The 18,821-nt window shown below is 39.5% G+C and carries 16 protein-coding genes; 3 read left to right on the top strand and 13 right to left on the bottom strand.

The features are described from left to right. Positions 1-93: 93 nt before the first annotated feature. A complete protein-coding gene (locus KFT32_RS20410; RefSeq protein WP_211749330.1) occupies positions 94-1,356 on the bottom strand; it encodes an MFS transporter in 1,263 nt (420 codons plus the stop codon). Between the two features lie 137 nt (positions 1,357-1,493). Here KFT32_RS20410 and KFT32_RS20405 point away from each other — a divergent pair, with 137 nt between their 5' ends. Next, complete coding sequence (locus KFT32_RS20405; protein ID WP_211749329.1) at positions 1,494-2,096, top strand: TetR/AcrR family transcriptional regulator; 603 nt, start codon at positions 1,494-1,496, stop codon at positions 2,094-2,096. A gap of 954 nt (positions 2,097-3,050) precedes the next feature. Here KFT32_RS20405 and KFT32_RS20400 read toward each other — a convergent pair. The 4 genes from KFT32_RS20400 to KFT32_RS20385 form a co-directional block, all read right to left on the bottom strand. Beyond that, on the bottom strand, positions 3,051-3,869 hold the full coding sequence (locus KFT32_RS20400; protein WP_211749328.1) for an endonuclease/exonuclease/phosphatase family protein: 819 nt from the start codon (positions 3,867-3,869) through the stop codon (positions 3,051-3,053). Positions 3,870-4,018: 149 nt separating this feature from the next. Continuing rightward, positions 4,019-4,495, bottom strand: a complete 477-nt coding sequence (locus KFT32_RS20395; RefSeq protein ID WP_211749327.1) for a GNAT family N-acetyltransferase — start codon at positions 4,493-4,495, stop codon at positions 4,019-4,021. Between the two features lie 690 nt (positions 4,496-5,185). Continuing rightward, positions 5,186-6,490 carry an NtaA/DmoA family FMN-dependent monooxygenase gene (locus KFT32_RS20390; RefSeq protein WP_211749326.1) on the bottom strand — a complete coding sequence of 435 codons (1,305 nt, stop codon included), beginning with the start codon at positions 6,488-6,490 and terminating at the stop codon, positions 5,186-5,188. Between the two features lie 833 nt (positions 6,491-7,323). Next, positions 7,324-7,665 (bottom strand): winged helix-turn-helix transcriptional regulator, encoded by a 342-nt coding sequence (locus KFT32_RS20385; protein ID WP_211749325.1) that lies wholly within the window; start codon positions 7,663-7,665, stop codon positions 7,324-7,326. A gap of 130 nt (positions 7,666-7,795) precedes the next feature. Between KFT32_RS20385 and KFT32_RS20380 the strand changes: the two genes are divergently transcribed. Continuing rightward, positions 7,796-8,134 (top strand): DoxX family protein, encoded by a 339-nt coding sequence (locus tag KFT32_RS20380; protein WP_211749324.1) that lies wholly within the window; start codon positions 7,796-7,798, stop codon positions 8,132-8,134. Between the two features lie 99 nt (positions 8,135-8,233). Here the strand turns inward: KFT32_RS20380 and KFT32_RS20375 are convergent, their stop codons facing one another. The 4 genes from KFT32_RS20375 to KFT32_RS20360 form a co-directional block, all read right to left on the bottom strand. Next, complete coding sequence (locus KFT32_RS20375) at positions 8,234-9,106, bottom strand: YitT family protein (RefSeq protein WP_211749323.1); 873 nt, start codon at positions 9,104-9,106, stop codon at positions 8,234-8,236. Positions 9,107-9,528: 422 nt separating this feature from the next. After that, complete coding sequence (locus KFT32_RS20370) at positions 9,529-10,641, bottom strand: alpha/beta hydrolase (RefSeq protein ID WP_211749322.1); 1,113 nt, start codon at positions 10,639-10,641, stop codon at positions 9,529-9,531. Positions 10,642-10,915: 274 nt separating this feature from the next. Then, positions 10,916-13,375 carry a GH39 family glycosyl hydrolase gene (locus KFT32_RS20365; protein ID WP_211749321.1) on the bottom strand — a complete coding sequence of 820 codons (2,460 nt, stop codon included), beginning with the start codon at positions 13,373-13,375 and terminating at the stop codon, positions 10,916-10,918. Positions 13,376-13,642: 267 nt separating this feature from the next. Further along, entirely contained in the window at positions 13,643-14,260 is a 618-nt protein-coding gene (locus tag KFT32_RS20360) for a DUF3238 domain-containing protein (RefSeq protein WP_211749320.1), read from the bottom strand. Between the two features lie 215 nt (positions 14,261-14,475). Between KFT32_RS20360 and KFT32_RS20355 the strand changes: the two genes are divergently transcribed. Continuing rightward, positions 14,476-15,327 carry an aldo/keto reductase gene (locus KFT32_RS20355; RefSeq protein ID WP_211749319.1) on the top strand — a complete coding sequence of 284 codons (852 nt, stop codon included), beginning with the start codon at positions 14,476-14,478 and terminating at the stop codon, positions 15,325-15,327. A 193-nt stretch (positions 15,328-15,520) separates the two neighbouring features. On the opposite strand, the gene KFT32_RS20350 is transcribed toward KFT32_RS20355, so the two are convergent. The 4 genes from KFT32_RS20350 to KFT32_RS20335 are packed head-to-tail and all read right to left on the bottom strand — an operon-like array spanning position 15,521 to position 18,811. After that, positions 15,521-16,732 carry an ATP-grasp domain-containing protein gene (locus tag KFT32_RS20350; protein ID WP_211749318.1) on the bottom strand — a complete coding sequence of 404 codons (1,212 nt, stop codon included), beginning with the start codon at positions 16,730-16,732 and terminating at the stop codon, positions 15,521-15,523. A 20-nt stretch (positions 16,733-16,752) separates the two neighbouring features. Then, on the bottom strand, positions 16,753-17,400 hold the full coding sequence (locus KFT32_RS20345) for a metallophosphoesterase family protein (RefSeq protein WP_211749317.1): 648 nt from the start codon (positions 17,398-17,400) through the stop codon (positions 16,753-16,755). A 12-nt stretch (positions 17,401-17,412) separates the two neighbouring features. Next, a complete protein-coding gene (locus KFT32_RS20340) occupies positions 17,413-17,667 on the bottom strand; it encodes a glutaredoxin domain-containing protein (protein ID WP_211749316.1) in 255 nt (84 codons plus the stop codon). After that, positions 17,645-18,811, bottom strand: coding sequence for a pyridoxal-phosphate-dependent aminotransferase family protein (locus KFT32_RS20335; protein WP_249436021.1), 1,167 nt, complete (start codon positions 18,809-18,811; stop codon positions 17,645-17,647). Before KFT32_RS20335 ends, KFT32_RS20340 begins: the two co-directional genes overlap by 23 nt. Positions 18,812-18,821 lie beyond the last annotated feature (10 nt).

Raw genomic sequence — 18,821 nt, 5'->3', positions numbered from 1 at the left:
ACGACTCTCTCTTTTCATCTATTTAGCGAAAATCAAGGACACCCTTCCCATTGGAAGAAATTTACACCTTGGAATCCTTATCTCATATCTTAGTCAAAGTGCCTCGCTTACTGCAGCCTTATTATTTTGAATCCGAAGATTCCTTCTGTTTGTCGTGAACAATACGAAGTATCCAAGCGTTACGAGGATACAAAATATGACGTCAATTACAATCAAGTTCTGATAATTTCGAAAATAATCGAAAGATAGACCTCCAATTAATACACCCACTATAGCCCCTCCCTGGTGCATGAGAAGTAAAACGCCGGTATGTTTCCCTTTACTCTTTGTGCACTCATTGATGACGAGAATTCCACCTGGTAGTGCGCTTAAGTAAGTAACTCCGAACGCTATAGCAAAAAGAATAGGTGAACTACCCAAGTGCATAAAGAGGAAAATAAAACCTATAATACGTATTCCATACAAAATAGACATCATCATTAATTTATTGTATCGGTCCAGAAAATAGCCGCAAATGAGCGCCCCCGTGATTTCCATAATACCAAGTATACTCATGGATAACGCGATCATCTTTGGTGACACGTCTGACAACTGATGTATGGCTACCAAGTTCATCTCGACCGATCCCATATTGATACCGCAGGTGAACAGAGCAATCGCGACCACAACAAAAATAGGGAGATGAATAAATCTCTTGGGTGATGGAGTTACTCCAAGTAATATATCTTGCCCTTCGACTTCAATTGAAACATCCGTTTGAGCTTTCTCTGTTGTTTTCTGTTGTTGAGCCTTAATTCCTAGCAAAATTACGGGAAGTGTCACAAAAACACCTAGGGTAAAAGAAGCCATAAAGGCATCCTTCCAAGTCAGCCCGCCAGCCGATACAAAAATAGGCGTAATAATCGCTAATCCTACAGAAGAAGCGGTCCCCAGCAGTGCCATTGCTTTAGCTCGATGATGACGAAACCATTCAAATACCAATATATAATTCGTAGTTGCCCCAATACCAGCCAAACCCGAGATAATACCGTATCCAATAAAGAAGACAGTAGGATGGTGACCTAACACGACAATGCCAGTACCTAAAATACTCGTAATTGCACTCAACATTAGTACTGGTTTTGTACCATAACGATCAACGAGCCAGCCCCCCAAAGGTGCACATAAGGCTGCAATTAATAAATTGGTTGACCATGCCATCGAAATGAATCCCCGGCTAATCTGTAAATCCGTTGATATTTGCACCTGAAAAAAAGCTAAGCTGAACCGGGTCAATGCACCAATAAATCCAATAATCCAGAGAGATCCTAACCCAATCCATGCATACCTGGATTCCTTAAACCACGTGGTCCCCATTATCGCTTACACCCCTGTCTATTATAAAAAGATACCGAACGGTCTCATTTATAATATCATAAAAGCACTTTTTTGCAACAGAATAAATTCATTTGATATACTACTTGTACAAATACAATTAAGAGCGGAGTATGACAATGGAAAAAGGAAAAAAAACCCGCAACTACATCATAGCTAAAGCTGCTGAACTGTTTAACCAGAAAGGATATTCAGGCTCATCCTTATCTGATATAACAGAGTTAACAGGCATCAAGAAAGGCGGTATCTACCGTCATTTTTCCAGTAAAGATGAGATTGCATATGAAGCATTTAGCTATGCGGGCAGTATTGTCGGTGCCCAACTTGCTCATGCTATTAGTCAGCAAGAAACGGCCTCTGGCAAGCTATTAGCTTATTTACATGTGTACGAGAAAGTAGTTGAAGCACCACCCTTTATCGGGGGGTGCCCTCTCCTTAACACAGCTATTGAAAGCGACGACAGTCATCCAGGCTTACGTAAAAAAGCCCAACAAGCCCTAATAGGTACTCTAGAAACAAAAAAAAAAATCATTTCCCAAGGTGTACAAAGCGGTGAATTCAAAGCAGACCTCGATATAGAGGCGTTAGCTACCTTTTCCCTTTCCATCATGGAAGGCGGTATCATGATGAGCAAGCTCGAAGGCAACAATCGGCATATACGGATGAATATCAAGAGCTTTTCTTCTTATTTAAAAAAAGAATGCCTTCGCGAACCTAGTTAGTTCATTTCAATCCTTGTTCCATCGCTCTTTGCTTTCCAATGATTACAGTCAATATTTTCATCTAATCTTACGAGAATCATTCCGAAGAGGCTTTTTAATCCCAGCAGAGAAGTTGAAGAAAGCAGAAGACTTTTGCATCTAAATCCTTTTGTCGTCAAAGCTAAATAAGGGGAACATAAGCATTTATTCAGTTAATGCAAGATTTGGAGCTACCCTAGTAACTCTTAAGTTTTCGCTATCAGCCCATTGCATTAGCATGAGGGTTATTCTTAATTCGTCGTTACTTATGATAGTGTTCACCGCGCTTGAGCTTACACTATGCTGCCCTTAGCTTAATAATTAGCCAATCCATCTAATCGGAAGTAATATCAAGTTCTTGCACTGTACGGCAAAGGTATCAAGTTCTTATCCTCGACCTGGGACAAGAACTTGATGCCTTAAAACAAAAAAGCCGCCATTTAGGTGACTTCTTAAACGTTAAAATATATGATCTTTTATTTGTTTGAACTTTGCAGCTATATCATTAAGAAGTTGTTTTAATAAGATAGTCCAGGATAAATTCATTCACTTCTTTGGGATTATCCAAATTTGTAGCATCATATACTCACACCATTCCTTTTATAATTTCAGATAGAGTTAACAAACTGAAAGTAGCACACAGTGTAATTTCAGGTGTTAATATTTTATTAAATGTGATTCTTCCTAAAACTATTTCGGATATTTACATATTATTCTACCTGTCAGCTTTAATAAAAAAAACAGCCGGTCACAATGTCCGGCTGCTTTGTTGTCTATTATTGAACTATCGTTTCCCGTTAAAATTAAAGTTCTCCTACTAAGAGTCATTGGGTGGGCGTGGTGAATATTTCGCTGCATGAAAACACTGGCATGACGAGACTAAAGATAGTTAGTTTGTATACTTTCAGCACCTCGATAGGCCCCAACCGTGAATTTCTATCGCTTGAATACCAAATCGACTGCGATTGGCAGGTGATCCGAAGCTTCTGAATGGATCACTCGCTGATTCGAAAGCTGAACCGTTGGAGACGTTAAAATGTAATCAATAATTTCAGACGGATTGCCTACCGGAAAGGTATAGACATCTTCAATTCCCTGAAAGCTGTTCATGAATAAACCGCTATTTAACAGCACCTGAAACTCTGAACTGTCAGGTTCCGCATTAAAATCGCCCATTAAAATCTTCGGTCCCTGAGTGGCGGAGGCAAGATCAATAATTTCCTGCGCCTGCACCGTTCTGCTCGTGACATCTAGTCCAAGATGCGTATTATACACATCCACATGAATGCCCTGCAGATTTACAACCGCATGCAGAGCACCGCGTTGCTCTTCTCCGAAGCTGCTGAGTAACATATTTTCAGAACTAAGAATAGGATGCTTGCTTAAAATGGCAGTCCCAAATTGACGATTGTTAGTCCGTCCTTCGTCAGGTTCAAAATCAAGATTAGCACCGTATGCGTAGTGGTAACCGAGTAATTCTGCTAATTCCTCTGCTTGGTTTTTATAATCGCTTCGTACTCCATAAAATCGATCAACTTCTTGAAGGCCGACGATCTCTGCGCCGGAATCACGGATGACATCCCCAATGTTTTGCAGGCTTAGCTGATCATTCAGATCAACGCCGTGGTGGATATTATAAGACATCACAGTTGTGCTTACCTCCGTGCCATCCCCTTTTCCTCCCGCCATGGCACTAGTTGGAAACATAGAAACGATCATCAGGCTTGGGATATATGAAAAAAGGTGTTCTTTCACAAACAAATCCCCTTTCAAAGGTTACATGATTTTATCTGAGTGTTACATAAAACCAGTTTCATTTTATATACGGTTTTCATTTGTTATAAGTGAGCTAGATTCACTTTCTCATTAGGATGTGGTTCATCCATTTGCTGCTGGTAAAGGAATTATAAATCCCGGATGTACCATGCGTCACATGCGAAATGCTCGGAACCTGCAAGCGGTGATTTCAACAACCGAAAACCGTGTTTCTTATAAAAGCTATTCGCTGCAAGCATATTTTGCAATGTTTCCAAATAACAAGCCCTATAATGCTGTGTTGCAAATCGGAGTGCGGTCTGCAGCAACTCTCTCGCAATTCCTGTTCCTCTAGCTTCCTGTAGTAAATACATCTTTTGCAGTTCACATATCTTTTCCTCAGGGGAACCAAACTGTGCAATCCCGCAACCGCCAAGCATCTTTCCGTTTGCATCAAGCACAACCCAATAAGCCCGGCCTTCCTGGTTATAATAATCGAACAGATGGCTTAAACTTTCATCTTCCCATGCTAACCCTGGGCGATTTCCGCCAAAATCTATTAAACATTGCCGGATAATCGATTCTATGGCGCTGTTATCTTCTGCTTGAATTGTTCTTATGTTCATACTATTGGCTCCGTTTCGACAGATACTTTTTTATACCCCAGCGTGTTATTGTCATCACATCTAAACATCAATTAACGCTAAGAGTTTCTATATGTATGTTGTCTTTTTGATTGAACTATCCTGCCCCTAGCATAACCCATACTACTTTGGCACTTTCTATGATATGCCGTTGCTGTTCTGAAATCAAACATTCGTAAAATGAATCCATTAAAAATAATGTTTTGGAATTCCCCGATTTTCTTTGTCAGTGCTACACTATCTATCTTCAGCATCATTACATCTAAAACGGAAAGGTCATATTTTATTAGTAATCAATTCATAAGCTGTATGCCGTTGTCGGCTGTGATTACAAATATTCATAGTGTTTGGCTAACCAGAAAAGATCCTTTCTCTGTGGAAAGTATCAAGCCATGCTTATATACTAGATCCTTTCGTTGTTTTTCCCTACTGTTTTTACTTAATGTTTGTAACTAATGTAGAGAGAAGAGTAATGTCTTAAATTGAGATAAAGTAACAAAGTTCGGATATATCTTACTATTATGAATTTTTCATATGTTGAAATATTATTATATTAGTTAGAAAGTTCATATAAAAATACGGCACCCGCCCTCTCGCCATATTTCGAGGAACGGATGCCGCTTCTTTACATTCTATTTTTCAAACCTTCTTGGCCATCTAGAGTATCAGGTATTAAATTCCCAAATGTGCCCTCAGAGTCGAACCTTCATATTCGGTTCTGAACAAGCCTCTTTCAACCAACTGCGGCAGCAGTTTTTCAAAAAATAGTTTCATGGATTCCTCTGAACCTCCTGGAAGTGCTATAAATCCGTCTATCACCCCTGCCTCATGCCGCTCAATAATATCATTTAATACGTCCTCTACCGTTCCAACGGAAACCCAGTGAGCAGATCCCACGACCTCTGGCCTTATCAACACCTCTTCCACGGTAGGCTCGTGATTGGTGATATAACGGCGTAACAACTCAGCATGAGTCCGGCTGCGGACTGACTGATTCGGATCGGGAAGCATATCGGTAGTTACGCAATCATCCAAGGCAAAGCTACTTAAATCAAGACCAAGTACTGACATCAGCGATGCATGTCTGCGCTCCATACTCAAATGTGCATGCGCAGACTTATGTAATTCATGTGCTTCTTCGCGAGTTTCAGCCAAGAAAAAATACAACCCTGGCAAAACTTTGATAGCGTTCGGATTACGGCCATGTTCCTGAGCTCTACTTCTCAGATCATTTCGTAATTCCACTCCGGATTCAAGGTCTGGCATGGCAGCAAAAATAGCATCCGCTATGGAAGAGGCAAAATTACGTCCTGTATCTGATGCACCTGCTTGAAACAAAGGAATAGATCCAGATCTATGTGCAGGCAAAGTAAGCGGTCCCTGGACACTGAAAAAATCACCTGAATGATGAATGGATGAAACCTTGTCCTTATCAGAAAAAATGCCAGACTCGCGGTCAATCACAATTGCTTCATTCGGAAAACTATCCCAGAGTTTGCGTACGACATCAGTAAATTCCATTGCTTTCGCATATCTTTCTTGCGGAGAAGGCATCGGCGAATCACCGAAATTATCAGCTCCTTCAATCGAAGTTACGATATTCCATCCAGCGCGCCCATTGCTGAGCCAGTGCAACGACTGAAGCTGCCTTGCGACAACATACGGCGGATTGAAAGTAGTAGAAACTGTCGTGACCAATCCGATCCGCTGAGTTTCACGAGCAATCGCTGCAAAAAACATAGTAGGGTCAGGACTACCAAAATTTGCGGAATCGCCTAGCAGCTGTGGGCTAAGATAAAGATAATCCGCCTTGAAAAGAAAATCGAGCTTCGCCTTCTCCGCCAGCTTTGCCAAATCAATGTAATAGTCAATAGACCCCATTTTTTCTATATCACTGTCTGGGCGCCGCCAACCGTCTCCTTTCATCCATGTTGCAGATAAGGATAATCCAATACATAATTGTCTATTTGCAGTCAACTCTACCAACCTCCCTCTATTGAAATAAGCTTTGAAACATAACATAGTAATAATGATTCTCATTATCACTATTTAGTCTAGCAGAACTACAAAAAATGCCAATAGACAAATCACGGATGAAAGCAGATTGATGACTTTTTTCAAGTATGGCAAAAAGAAATGGCTTTATCTATAAGTAATAAACTATTTGCACCGTGGACTATATTAGTTTTATTGTGCTGCTTTGCTTTACAGCTCGTGTTCATACAAGAATTTGGATTTGTTATGGGTGCAATGTACTCAGCTTTTTTACAAAATCTGTTGATGTCCATTCTGTTTCTCAATATGTTTATTTTGCGTGGAAATATGGAAGGTCAGTGTTTGTTACTTGCATTCGCAAAATGGATCGGGACTCTTGCTCCCACAATTACAATGGGTATCATGACTTATAATCCGGTAGTCCTTATATGTGGTATTTTCTGCACTATTTTCGATGTTATATATATTGTATTACCTTTACGCAATAGAAGAAGTATAGTAGTAAAAACTGCATAATTAGAATTTAATATATGATATTAGTTACTAGCAAAATGATGGGGATTAAGAATGTTACAGGAAGACAAACAAGCCAGAAGCATGTTAACTGCTTCCGGCTTGTTTGTTTTGGTGGTAATCGTATGAGATCGCTTTACTTGGTCTTTCACGCATTATCCAGTAAACTAACGAAGATAATGTCAATGATGGTGAGTATCTGATCATAATCGACCTGTTCAATGTAACGAAATAGCGTTATTTAGGTTTAAATGGATTGGATAGCTCCTCGATTGGTCATTCGTCCAGTGCAAAATTAACAGTTAATTGGTCTCCCCATATAATTCTTTTAAGTGTTTTACATGAGCTATTCCCCAATCATGCATTGCCTGTACAACTGTGTCCATTCCTTTACCGTACTCTGTGATGGAATATTCAACTTTAGGAGGGATTTGGAGATAGATCTCACGATGAACGATATCGTGATACTCTAGTTCCCTTAATTGTTGGGTAAGCATTTTTTTTGTTATATCCGGTATCGCTCTTTGAAGTTCGCTAAATCTCATTGTGCCATTTGTTAAAAGATGATACAGAATGATGGGTTTCCATTTGCCTACAAGAATTTCTATTACCTTATCGAATTTACATTCCGATTCCGCATCCATTAGAGATCCTCCTTTAATTATCTAGGTATCTTTTTGTATACTATGTTTATTTTGAGTGCCTACTTCTAAAAAATAGAACTAGGAATTATTATACACCTATAAGTTAAATAATAAAGGAGAGAATCATTGTATGAATATTGCCTTATGGATCGTGCAAATTATCTTAGGATTGTTTTTCGTAATGCTTGGTTCTATGAAAGCTTTCCAGTTAAAGAAAGCACATGACTCAGGAACGTCTAAAGGATTAGAAATTTTTATAGGAATATCTGAAATTCTTGGAGGACTTGGCTTAATACTACCGCTCGCGACCGGAATCGTACCTTCATTGACATCTTTTGCAGCGATTGGACTTGGCGTAATCATGGTTCTTGCTGCTGGACATCATGCAAAAAAGGGAGAATATAAGGCCATTAGTATGCCCCTCATTTTCTTGGCGTTGTTGATATTTGTCATCATCGGCCGTTGGTAATTCTAATGGGACCTAAATGTAACCTATTCAATCCGATTAGGTAAACAAATAACGCGCTGGAGAGAGAGATCCTTCTCTACCAACGCGTTTTTTCAGTAATTAATGTATATCTTTCTTTTTGAAATTACCGCCTTTAACTTCTGCTACATCATATACTACAACAAAAGCATTTGGGTCAATTTCATGAATGATTTCTTTTATTTTGCTTTCTTCCATGCGGTTAATTACACATGTGATTTCTTTGAATTGTTCATTAGAGTATCCGCCGTAAGCATCTGTATAGGTTGCTCCACGACCTAATCGGTCACGTATCGTTTCTACCATGATTTCGGGTTGATTTGTGATAATTTTAAAGGTTTTAGATCCGCTCAAACCTTCTTCCACAATATGAATTACTTTAGAAGCAATAAAATAAGCAAGTGCTGATAAAATTGCCCCCTGTAGGCCAAATACGGTTGAAACAACAATAAAGACGAACATATTCAAGAATAAGATTAGATCACTAGTTCCAAAAGGTATTTTTCGTGATAGCAGTACTGCTAACATATCTATCCCATCTAATGCACCGCCATTACGCAATGCTAACCCCATCCCAAAACCGATGATAATCCCACCAACAACGGTAATTAACAAGGTATCCCCTTGAATAATCGTTGGTACATGATGCATAAGACTAGTCCCAACTGCTAGTGAGGCAATACCGATAACCGAATAAATAGCGAAGCTTTTACCTATTTGCTTATATCCTAACCAAACAAAAGGAATGTTAAGTACACCAATTAGCAACCCTAATGGTAATCCAAACAGTTTTGAGCCAACGATACTGAGACCAGTCACACCACCGTCTGAAACGTTGTTGGGTATTAATACTGCTTCTAGACCATATGCAGTTATAAAAGCCCCAATCATTATGAATAATACTTTTGAGATTACTTTCAGTTTTTTTGACTTTTGTTTACCCTTTTGATGCATTATACTTCCCCTTTCGACAAGACCGATAGAAAATAGTCTATAATAATTATCACCTTTTTGGCAAATAAATGATGATTCGTAGGTAGTATTCTGATTATTCTAATTGTTCCCATATGTATAAATTTTCTAACTTATAGTCATGAAAATTGAAAAGTTGCTTCCTTGGCAAACCACAAAAGATACTTTTATATATCAACCTTGTTGAGTCACAATTTTACGTACGAGATAGAGTCCGATACCTACTCCTTCTGTTTGTTTGGCGTTCTCTCCGCGATAGAATCGTTGGAAAATAGAGTTAAAAAGCTGATGTCTATGACATCAACTTTTTTTGATAACACTAAGTTTTGCTTCTTAATATCTGAACAGAATTTCTCAGCACGTTAAATCAGCTGCCGAAAGCCATACCAGAATCCGCTTTATCATTACACATTCTCTAACATGAAATTCCCAATTTCAATCAAACTATCTTCCGCTTGCGGTGTGACACCCACCTGATCGGCAAAGCCATGAGAAAGTCCTTTGTATCGTACCGTTTTTACTTTGACGCCCGACTCCTTCAGCTTTAAGGCATAAGCATCATCCTCTATACGCAAAAAGTCATATTCGCCAAACAAAATAATGGTAGGTGGCATTCCTTTCAGATCACCTCGCAGCGGGCTCACTTGAGGGATTGTATCATCAGGTACCCCCAAATATTCACCTAAGCTGACGCTTCCTAAACCGCCGCTCAACAGATCCAGTATCGAACGAATCGGTTTTTCCTGAGACGGTGATATTTCATATACATCTCTGCGCTGCATATGTTCCTTCATACCTGCTGCGTCCACACTTGGATATAGTAGTGCCTGAGCCTTCACCATCTGAGTTCCCTCATCCCGATCCTTCATTGCGCACACCGTGGCTAGATTCCCACCTGCGGAATCACCGGAGATACAAATGCGATGCGGGTCACCATTGAATTCTTCGGCGTGAGCATATACCCATTTCAACACGGCATAACAATCATCGAGCCCAGCAGGGTATGGATTTTCTGGAGCTAGGCGATAATCAACCTGAATCGATACACACCCGGTATTCGCTACCACGAGCTTGCACATCTCCTCCACCACATCAGGTCCACCCGCTACGAAACCTCCTCCGTGGATGTAATAAAACACGGGCTGCAAACCTGCCTTCTTCTTCTGCGGGGTATAAATTCGCACCGGTACTGCCACATCGCCGTTCTGAACGGTAGCATGCCTCACATCAACACCTTCCGTGATCGGAATGCTGTTCACGCCATTCATCATCTTGCGCATTTGAGCTGCACTTTTTTGGATATTTTTCTTTTTACTGCTTTTCAACATCATCTTAACCAACATGCCATTGAGGCCCTTCAGGATTGACTCCATACTCTGATAAAAGCGGGGATCCAGCACGCCAGCCTCATCAGTTTCAGGAATGGGCTTAATCAGGATATCTAGTCCATTTTCATTAATTACATGCTGCCTTTCAAGAATAGATGTAAGAAGCTCTTGAGAATATTTACGTTCCATGATGATGCTCCTTTTCGAATGTTGTATCCACTCAGCCTATGTTTACTCCGTTAGGCCTGATGGTAAAATTCATCGCGTCAATTTATAGTTGGTTTGCTATAACTTAATTATAGGTATTGGTCTTCAGAAAAAATATCGCATTATTTCTTTTGTTATATATTTCATTTATTTTAAAAAAAGAAAACGATTCCATAATAGTAGTCGAACGCAAAAATAAGATATAAAAATCAAAAAAGGATGACATAGGTGTCATCCTCGTTGTATTATTTTCTGTTTATCGTGTTAGTAAAATCACTTGTACCTCATGTGGCTGAACCACAGCATTTACCACAAAATCCTCTGTCACTTGCCGCGAGTGCATTTGAAATAATGGCAGAGAACGACTTTCAAGATAAGACCATTCTTCTGAACGCATGTCCTTAGGCGCACCCATTTTCAGCCATTCGTCAAAGGCACTTCCCCCATCCGGACCTATAGAATACCTGCGCTCTGTATAGTCGCCTGGCGTTAAGCCGTCCAGACGAATGTGGTACTGACGGGAATTGCGTATATTGAACACGTTATACCTTTCAGTTTGAGTCAGGTGAGTGGTATGGCGGTAGCGATATAGAGTATCATAATGACAATAATTATATAAAAATATTTGTATTTCACCTTTCGAAGAAGTGATAAAATATCCGTCACCTTCAGATATCAGGCTGTTACCTGCATACCGCAATAACTGCAGGGCCCGATAACAGCTTTTAGGCAATCCCCCGCGAGTAAATAACCCAAACCCACCATGAAAAAGATCCGGCAAAGGAACAATCTCCTCCATGTGGTCACTCAGCGACCAGTATCCCATCGCCTCAAACTGGTCATAGTTTTCCAATATGTTTTTAAAAAGAAAAGCAGATTTGTAAGAGGTATCGTTGCACAAATCACGTTGCCAGATGCTATTGCTCCACTCTTCAAGAATCACAGGCAGATTGCCGAAACCACGTTGGCGCAGCAACTTTTTGACCTTATGCAGCGTGTGCTCCAAAAACTGTTCATCGCCGCTTGCCGCAAGTGGAAAAGCTTCATCCTCTGCCATGATCTGTAGACCCGAGTCTTCCTGACCAGGTAATATGCTGTGATAAGCACGTAGAGCCAGTGAGTCGGGCATACAATTTCCCTTACTGCAAGAAACTAGAAAGTCGCTGATATAATCACTCGAATCAATGTTGCTTCCTGGTCCAGCGATATGTAGCTGGGGATCGATAGCACGGATGGCGTGGGTAGTCTCTCGGTAAAGCACCCAATATTCTTCCATTGTAAACACACCATAGCCCGAAAACTCTGGACTCACAAAGGGAGCGAACCTCCATTCCCGCACGGACTCAATCCCATATCGGTCAATGAAATGCCGAACAAGGGAAGTCACAAGGGCGAGCCAATCGTCTAATTTTTCAGGCATCGATAGGATGCTTGGCCTCTTAAATGGAAACACAGCTTCCCTCGCTAATGCAGAGGGCATATAACTGAATTCCACATAAGGTTTTAACTCCACGGAAAGCATGAAGTCCAGTACCTCATCTACATAAACAAAGTTATAATCTGCGCTGCCCGATAATTTGCTGACATACAGCATCATGTCATCGTCTAACAGACCTTTGCAGCGCAAATAGCGAAAACCAATCTCCTTTTGCAACTTTCGTATTTGCGCCTGTACCGCGCCATTCAACAGATCTTTGGCATATCCTGCATTTACTAACGTTCGCCAGTTGTGACTCAACATCCGAATCTTACGGCTAGTATCCACATGAAGATCATGTACCTCGTTGACCTGGGGGTGGACAATGGATTGCTCGGGGTGATGCAAATGCTGCGTCAGTGAAGAAAAATCGGTCGAGAATCCCTCACTGGTCATACCGTTTTCTTTAGGTATAGCGGTATCATGCTCATTTATGTGACGGTATTGGCCTGGTGTAACACCAAAGCGCCGTTTGAAGGCATCGATCAACGCGTTGGCACTAGGAAAACCAACTTCTGAAGCGATGTCTGTTATTGTTCTTTCACTACGAAGAAGAGTCATTGCCTGACTCAACCTGACATTCGTAAGGTAGGCAGTAAAAGTAAGACCAAGCTGTTTCTGAAATAAATGAGACAGGTAGGAACTACTTAAATAGATAGTGGAGGCTAGTTCACTCAGTGTAATATTTTCCCGATAATGTTGGTGGATATAATCGGTCGCTTTGCGCAACCTTTCCCTACTTGATGATCTGGAGGGATCCTTAGGCTTGGTCTGTTCAAGAAAATTATGCACTAGGTTGTTCAGCAGTACCCCTACACGACTACGCAGCAATATAGGGAAACGAGATTCGTTTTTGTAATAGGCCTGGAATACGCTGGCGAACTCACTGCGGAGTAAATTAAAGCGAGCCTGCTCCTCCTTCGGGTACAGAAAAGACTTACACTCTATATTCATACTTTCAATTTCAGGACAAAATGCCGCCAAAAAAGTACGTGAAATAAACAACGACAGTGCCTTGCCCGAACCTTGCATATCTAAGGAGTGCAGTTGGTAGCTGTTCAACACAATAATGTCATCCTGCCGAACTTCATAAGTAAACTGATTGTCATCCAACTGTAGTACCCCAGTTCCCTGCAATATGTACATCACCTCTAGGTCCTGATGCCAGGAGGCAATAGCGTCGTCAGGGAGGCTAATTGAAAATCTGAAATCCGAGGCCGTCAATGTATTTTCTTGCATACCTAACCTCCTATTCATGTCTTAATGGACAGACAATTAGGCACTATTCTAATGCCAATCCAAATCGTATCATATTAACCCATGAAAGCAAATTAACCATAGATAACGACTTTTTTGCGTCAGATCTCGAACGTAGATCTTCTACTGAGTGAAAAGGTTAATTCAGCAAATCTCTCTCCCCTTTCATAAGCAGCTGGGGGAAAGTTAATAAGAAAGCAGTACCTCCACTATTAAAGTGTTGGTACTGCCATATAAAATGAAAAGTGCTTAGTTATTTAGAACGTACTTATTATTCTGCTTTATAATATTTTTTTTGAAACTATACTCCATTTCTCCAGCCATAGCTTCAGGAGTATCACCCGTTTCTCTGAAATCATGCGTATATATTTGTTCAAAAGGCCCAAAGTTTACTTGCTTATAAAATTCAAAACAAGGAAACCCATCATGTGCTCCTTGCATATTGACGGTACCATCTTTTTTAATATGTACTATTAATAGATAGTCGACAGGAGGTGCATATTCATTTAATGGATTACTAGCACTTGCACTCATTTGAAACTTGACTTCATCAGAACCCCAGACGATATCTGTGCACAAAATTCCTTCTGTACTTGCTTTACCAGTTTTTTGATGAACAGAACCATTTGGAGTTGTGACTCGTTCTGTTGTTATGCCCGTATTTTCATATGTGAAAATTTCATTTTTGTAAAAATCTACAACTACTTCTTGTTCCACTCTGGAGCGCATAGCATTGACAGCATATGGTGTAAATTCTCGGGAGTCCCCTTCAAATTGAATTACGTTTCCTGTTTTTACATCCTTCCTAGGTTCAGTCCAAGATATGGGAATAAATACACTGGCTCTAACTTTAACGACATTCATCATGAGAAACACCTCTAATGTTATTATATTTATTCTACTTGATCCGTCGACTTAATGATTATACGGCATTTGTTTGCTGAAAAGAATGGTATTGAGAGGATTAGGCAATCATTTAAGACGAATTTGATATCTGTTCTTTGCTCAGCAATGCATAATTAAGACATACCCCAGAGGTACTGTTAATTATTTAATTACTTCAAAAAACTGGAGGGTTCTACATGCAAAAAGTAATTTTAAACAATAATGTTGAGATGCCCATACTCGGCTTTGGCGTTTTTCAGATTGCAGATCCAAATGAATGTGAACAAAGCGTTTATGACGCTATAATGGCAGGCTATCGGTTGATTGATACAGCGGCCTCCTATCAAAATGAAGATGCAGTTGGAAGAGCGATCAAACGAAGTAGCGTAGCAAGAGAGGAATTATTTATCACAACGAAACTTTGGGTGCAGGATACTGGTTATGAGCGCACAAAAAAAGCATTTGAAAAATCTTTAGAAAGATTGCAATTAGATTATTTGGATTTGTATTTAATTCATCAGCCATATGGTGATGTGTATGGTTCTTGGCGCGCTATGGAGGAATTGTATCGTGAAGGAAAGGTCCGTGCCATTGGGGTTAGTAACTTCCATGAGGATCGACTGATCGATTTAATTATTCATAATGAAGTCGTTCCTGCCGTTAATCAGGTTGAAACGCACCCTTTCCACCAACAAGTAGACAATGCGAAATTCATGAAAGAGAATCATGTTCAGATCGAATCCTGGGCTCCATTTGCCGAAGGAAAAAATAATTTGTTCCAGAATGAGGTATTGGTCTCCATAGCTGAAAAGGTGAATAAATCCGTTGCGCAGGTGGTTTTACGTTGGCTAACGCAAAGAGGAATTGTTGTGATTCCGAAGTCTTCTCGTAAAGAAAGAATTATTGAAAACTTCAATATCTTTGATTTTGAATTAAGTCAAGATGACATGGAGTCGATTGCAACGTTAGATACGAAACAGAGTCTGTTCTTTTCCCATCGCGATCCTGAAATGGTGAAATGGATCGGAACCCGTAAACTTGATATTTAATAAATACGGTCAAGACGAAGCAATTTCTTTATTCATGAATCATAAGTCTATAGTATGTTCAATAATGCTCTTCCATCAAGGGAATTCAAAAAACCGTTTGAGAACATCTCAACGGTTTTTTTGATTAAGATTAAAATTGTTAAGTATTACTTACTCTACATAAGAATAGTCAATATCTATACACAGAGTATGGTTAAATATAGTTAGCCACGTAAGTATTTTTAATTTTATCTAATACTTTTCCAAGCTCTTCTTCTCGTTCTAACTTAAAATAAATCGTAGCTAACTCAAAATCACTTCCTTGTTTATGCTCAACATGATCTCCTAACTCATAGTGAACGTCAACATCGATTATTTCTGGTATATCCTTCATATCTTCTAAAGACATATAGTTCTGTATTACACCGTTTTTACAAGGGATGGAGATCCAACCAAATACTCCAGCGTGGTTAACATTAATAATTTGAAATTTCTCATAAGTCGCTAATTGAAATGAAGACGTCCAAAGATTTACATCGTTCTTACGAAGAATTGTTCCACTTATGCCTCCGCCTCCAACCCTTAAGGCAACTTCACCAACTAACAAATTATCGGTTCGTGTGTGGAATACTTCCATATGAACGGGTCCATCCTGAATTTTCATAAGCACCACTACTTTTTTTAGTAGTTCTTTTATATCTGTGCTTACTTTGTTATCCTCACTCAGTATAAAAGATCCTTCCGATTCACTTTGTACTTGATGAAGAGGTTGAAAATACTTGGATACTGAAGAGAAAATCACGATTTTATCCTGTACTAATGCATCACAGTGATACTCTTCCATATCAATATACTGTTCTGCAATACAGGGTACATGAACACCAATCTCATCCAATTGCGATAATGATTTTAACTGTTCGTAATGAGCAAGGCTAGAAATCAAACGTATTCCTCTTCTACCAGTTCCCATTGCAGGCTTAATAACAAGGGGCCACCCTAACAATTTTGCCACTCTAGGTATATCATTCATATGATAAACAGACTCAAAATTAGCCACAGGAATATTGTTTTCTTGTAGTTTTTTTTTCATAGTTATTTTATTTGTTAACCAGAGTGTAGTCTCAAATTCAGGTCCCCGAATGGCAAAAAAAGATCGGATGAATCCCCCCGAGAGAACACTTTTCTCTGTAGGAGTGATGATAACATCTAAAGGAGAATGACGACACAAATCTAGAACCTGATTACAGACCTCAGTGATATTACTTATATCAGTGACCCCGTATACGTGATCAGCAAAATCGCTATAAATTGATGCATAACGGTGTCTTGTAATTACAGATAGTTTCAATTCTGGGGTATTATTTTTCAACCATTTAAAATAGCGTACTGCTTCTTCTTTATCCGAACTGATTAACAAGTAATGCATTATTTTCATCCCCCTCTATGTTAGTCTTCTAAAACCGTATAAAAGGTTACTTGATTAGATTCATCGTCGTAAAGCACCCAGTTAGGGGGAGAATTTTTAATATCACCGACATTGATGAGATACCGGTTGCCCATATCAAAGGTTATCTTATCGCCGGGTTTCATCTCAATTCTGTCGTACTTATTATGATTCGTTTCCTTACCTATTTTAAAAATTGCATTTTGATGATTATGACCATAAAAAATAAGTGGACGTTTCCATACCGGTACAATTGGATGGTTATACTCTTCATCAAAGTTGAGCCATTCAAACTGATGTCCATGTACAATGAGTGCCTTATCGTTAAGTTCTATTTCATGGGGTAATTCTTTAAGTAAAGAGTATAGAGATTCTTCCATATCAGTAGAATAAAGTTCTAACATTCGCTCCTCTTGATTTCCTAACACGGTCCGGACGTTAGCAATAAAATTCAATAAAGAAGAATCAAAATCTATTATCTCATCAATAGAATTAATAGACATGTTTTTTGCTTCATTTTTGGAAACCTTTACTTCAAAAACATCACCTAAACAGATGCATTCATCTACTGAAAAGTTTAAGATATCGTGAAAGACACGATTTAAATGATCTGTTTTTCCATGAATATCTGCAATGATCGCAAACCGCATTCTACCCCTCTTTTACTTCATCATCATTTCGTATTTTTCATTGATATAAGCTAAGATATGAGTATTATCTTCAAGTTTTCCAGGAATTAGCACACCCTCATCTTCAATTGCCGGTATAAAGGGTACTCCCATTTTGTCAATCAATGTTTTACGCTCAGAGCGCTCTTTAGGAAGATTCACGTTAATATACGTCACCTGAAGTTCCATCAAACGTTCACGAACTGTTTTACAATACGGACAGGTCTCACGTTGATATAAAGTCAACATCGTATACACCCCTTAGTTTGATGTCTTGAATTGCAACGGTGCTTGCCCCCTTAGTAAAGGATACTCCCATCTCACTAAGTGCAAGCTCAATTGCTCCAAACACTGAAAAAAGATCTAGGAAATCTACAGAGCCAATGTGTCCTACACGAATCATTTTGCCCTTAAACTCTCCTTGTCCTCCTGTTACAGTCATACCGTACTCTGAACTCAGAATTTTTAGTAATCGTGAAGTATCAAGACCTTGTGGAGCAAGGGCTGTTGTAACTGTGTTACTACGTCTTACAGGATCACAAACAAAGAGTTCAAATCCTAAGGATTCAAGCCCTTTCTGAGTAGCTTCAGCTATCAATTGATGACGTTGGTAACATTCTTTTAGTCCTTCTCTCATTAACATATTTATTGATGCCCTTAAAGCAAAAATAAGAGATACACCAGGACTTGAGGGGGACATAGGGTAAAATTTCTTAAATCTCTTAAAAGAGAAATAGTACGTTTTAGCTTTTATTTTTTCTAGCCGGGTCCATGCCTTCTCAGAAATAGACACAAAAGCAAGTCCTGGAGGCATCATGAAACCTTTATGAGAAGCAGCCAAAACAACGTCAATCCCCCAATTGTCCATTTGAAGTTCATGTGACAGCAACCCGCTTATAGCATCTACAACAACAAGAACATCTTTGTCTTGAAAAAATTGCCCAATACGTTCGATATCATTGGTGACACCTGTCGATGTTTCACTATATACAACAAGAATCCCTTTTACTTCAGGATTATTAAAATATGCTTCTTCTACTTGTAAGATATCAACAGAAGTACCCCAAGGCGACACAATTTCAATAGGTTCTACTCCATATACTCTTGCGATATCTGCAAACCTTTCACCAAAATATCCATTGGATACCACCAGCACCTTATCTTGTTCTTGAAAACAATTGGCAACTGCAGCTTCCATAGCTCCCGTTCCAGAAGAAAGCATGGTAAATACCTTCTGTTCTGTACCAAAAAGAACGGGAAGTCCCTCATTTACTTCTTCCATGATTTCTTCCATATGAGGGGAGCGATGGTGAATTAATTCTTGGGCTCCAGCAAGTAGTATTTCTTGCGGAACATAAGTTGGTCCTGGAGTAGCCATACGATGTTTTTTCATATCAATTATC

The sequence above is a fragment of the Paenibacillus sp. Marseille-Q4541 genome (genome assembly GCF_018310695.1).
In the GTDB taxonomy this organism is placed as follows: Bacteria; Bacillota; Bacilli; order Paenibacillales; family Paenibacillaceae; genus Paenibacillus.
This window is presented reverse-complemented; position numbering and strand designations above follow the sequence as displayed.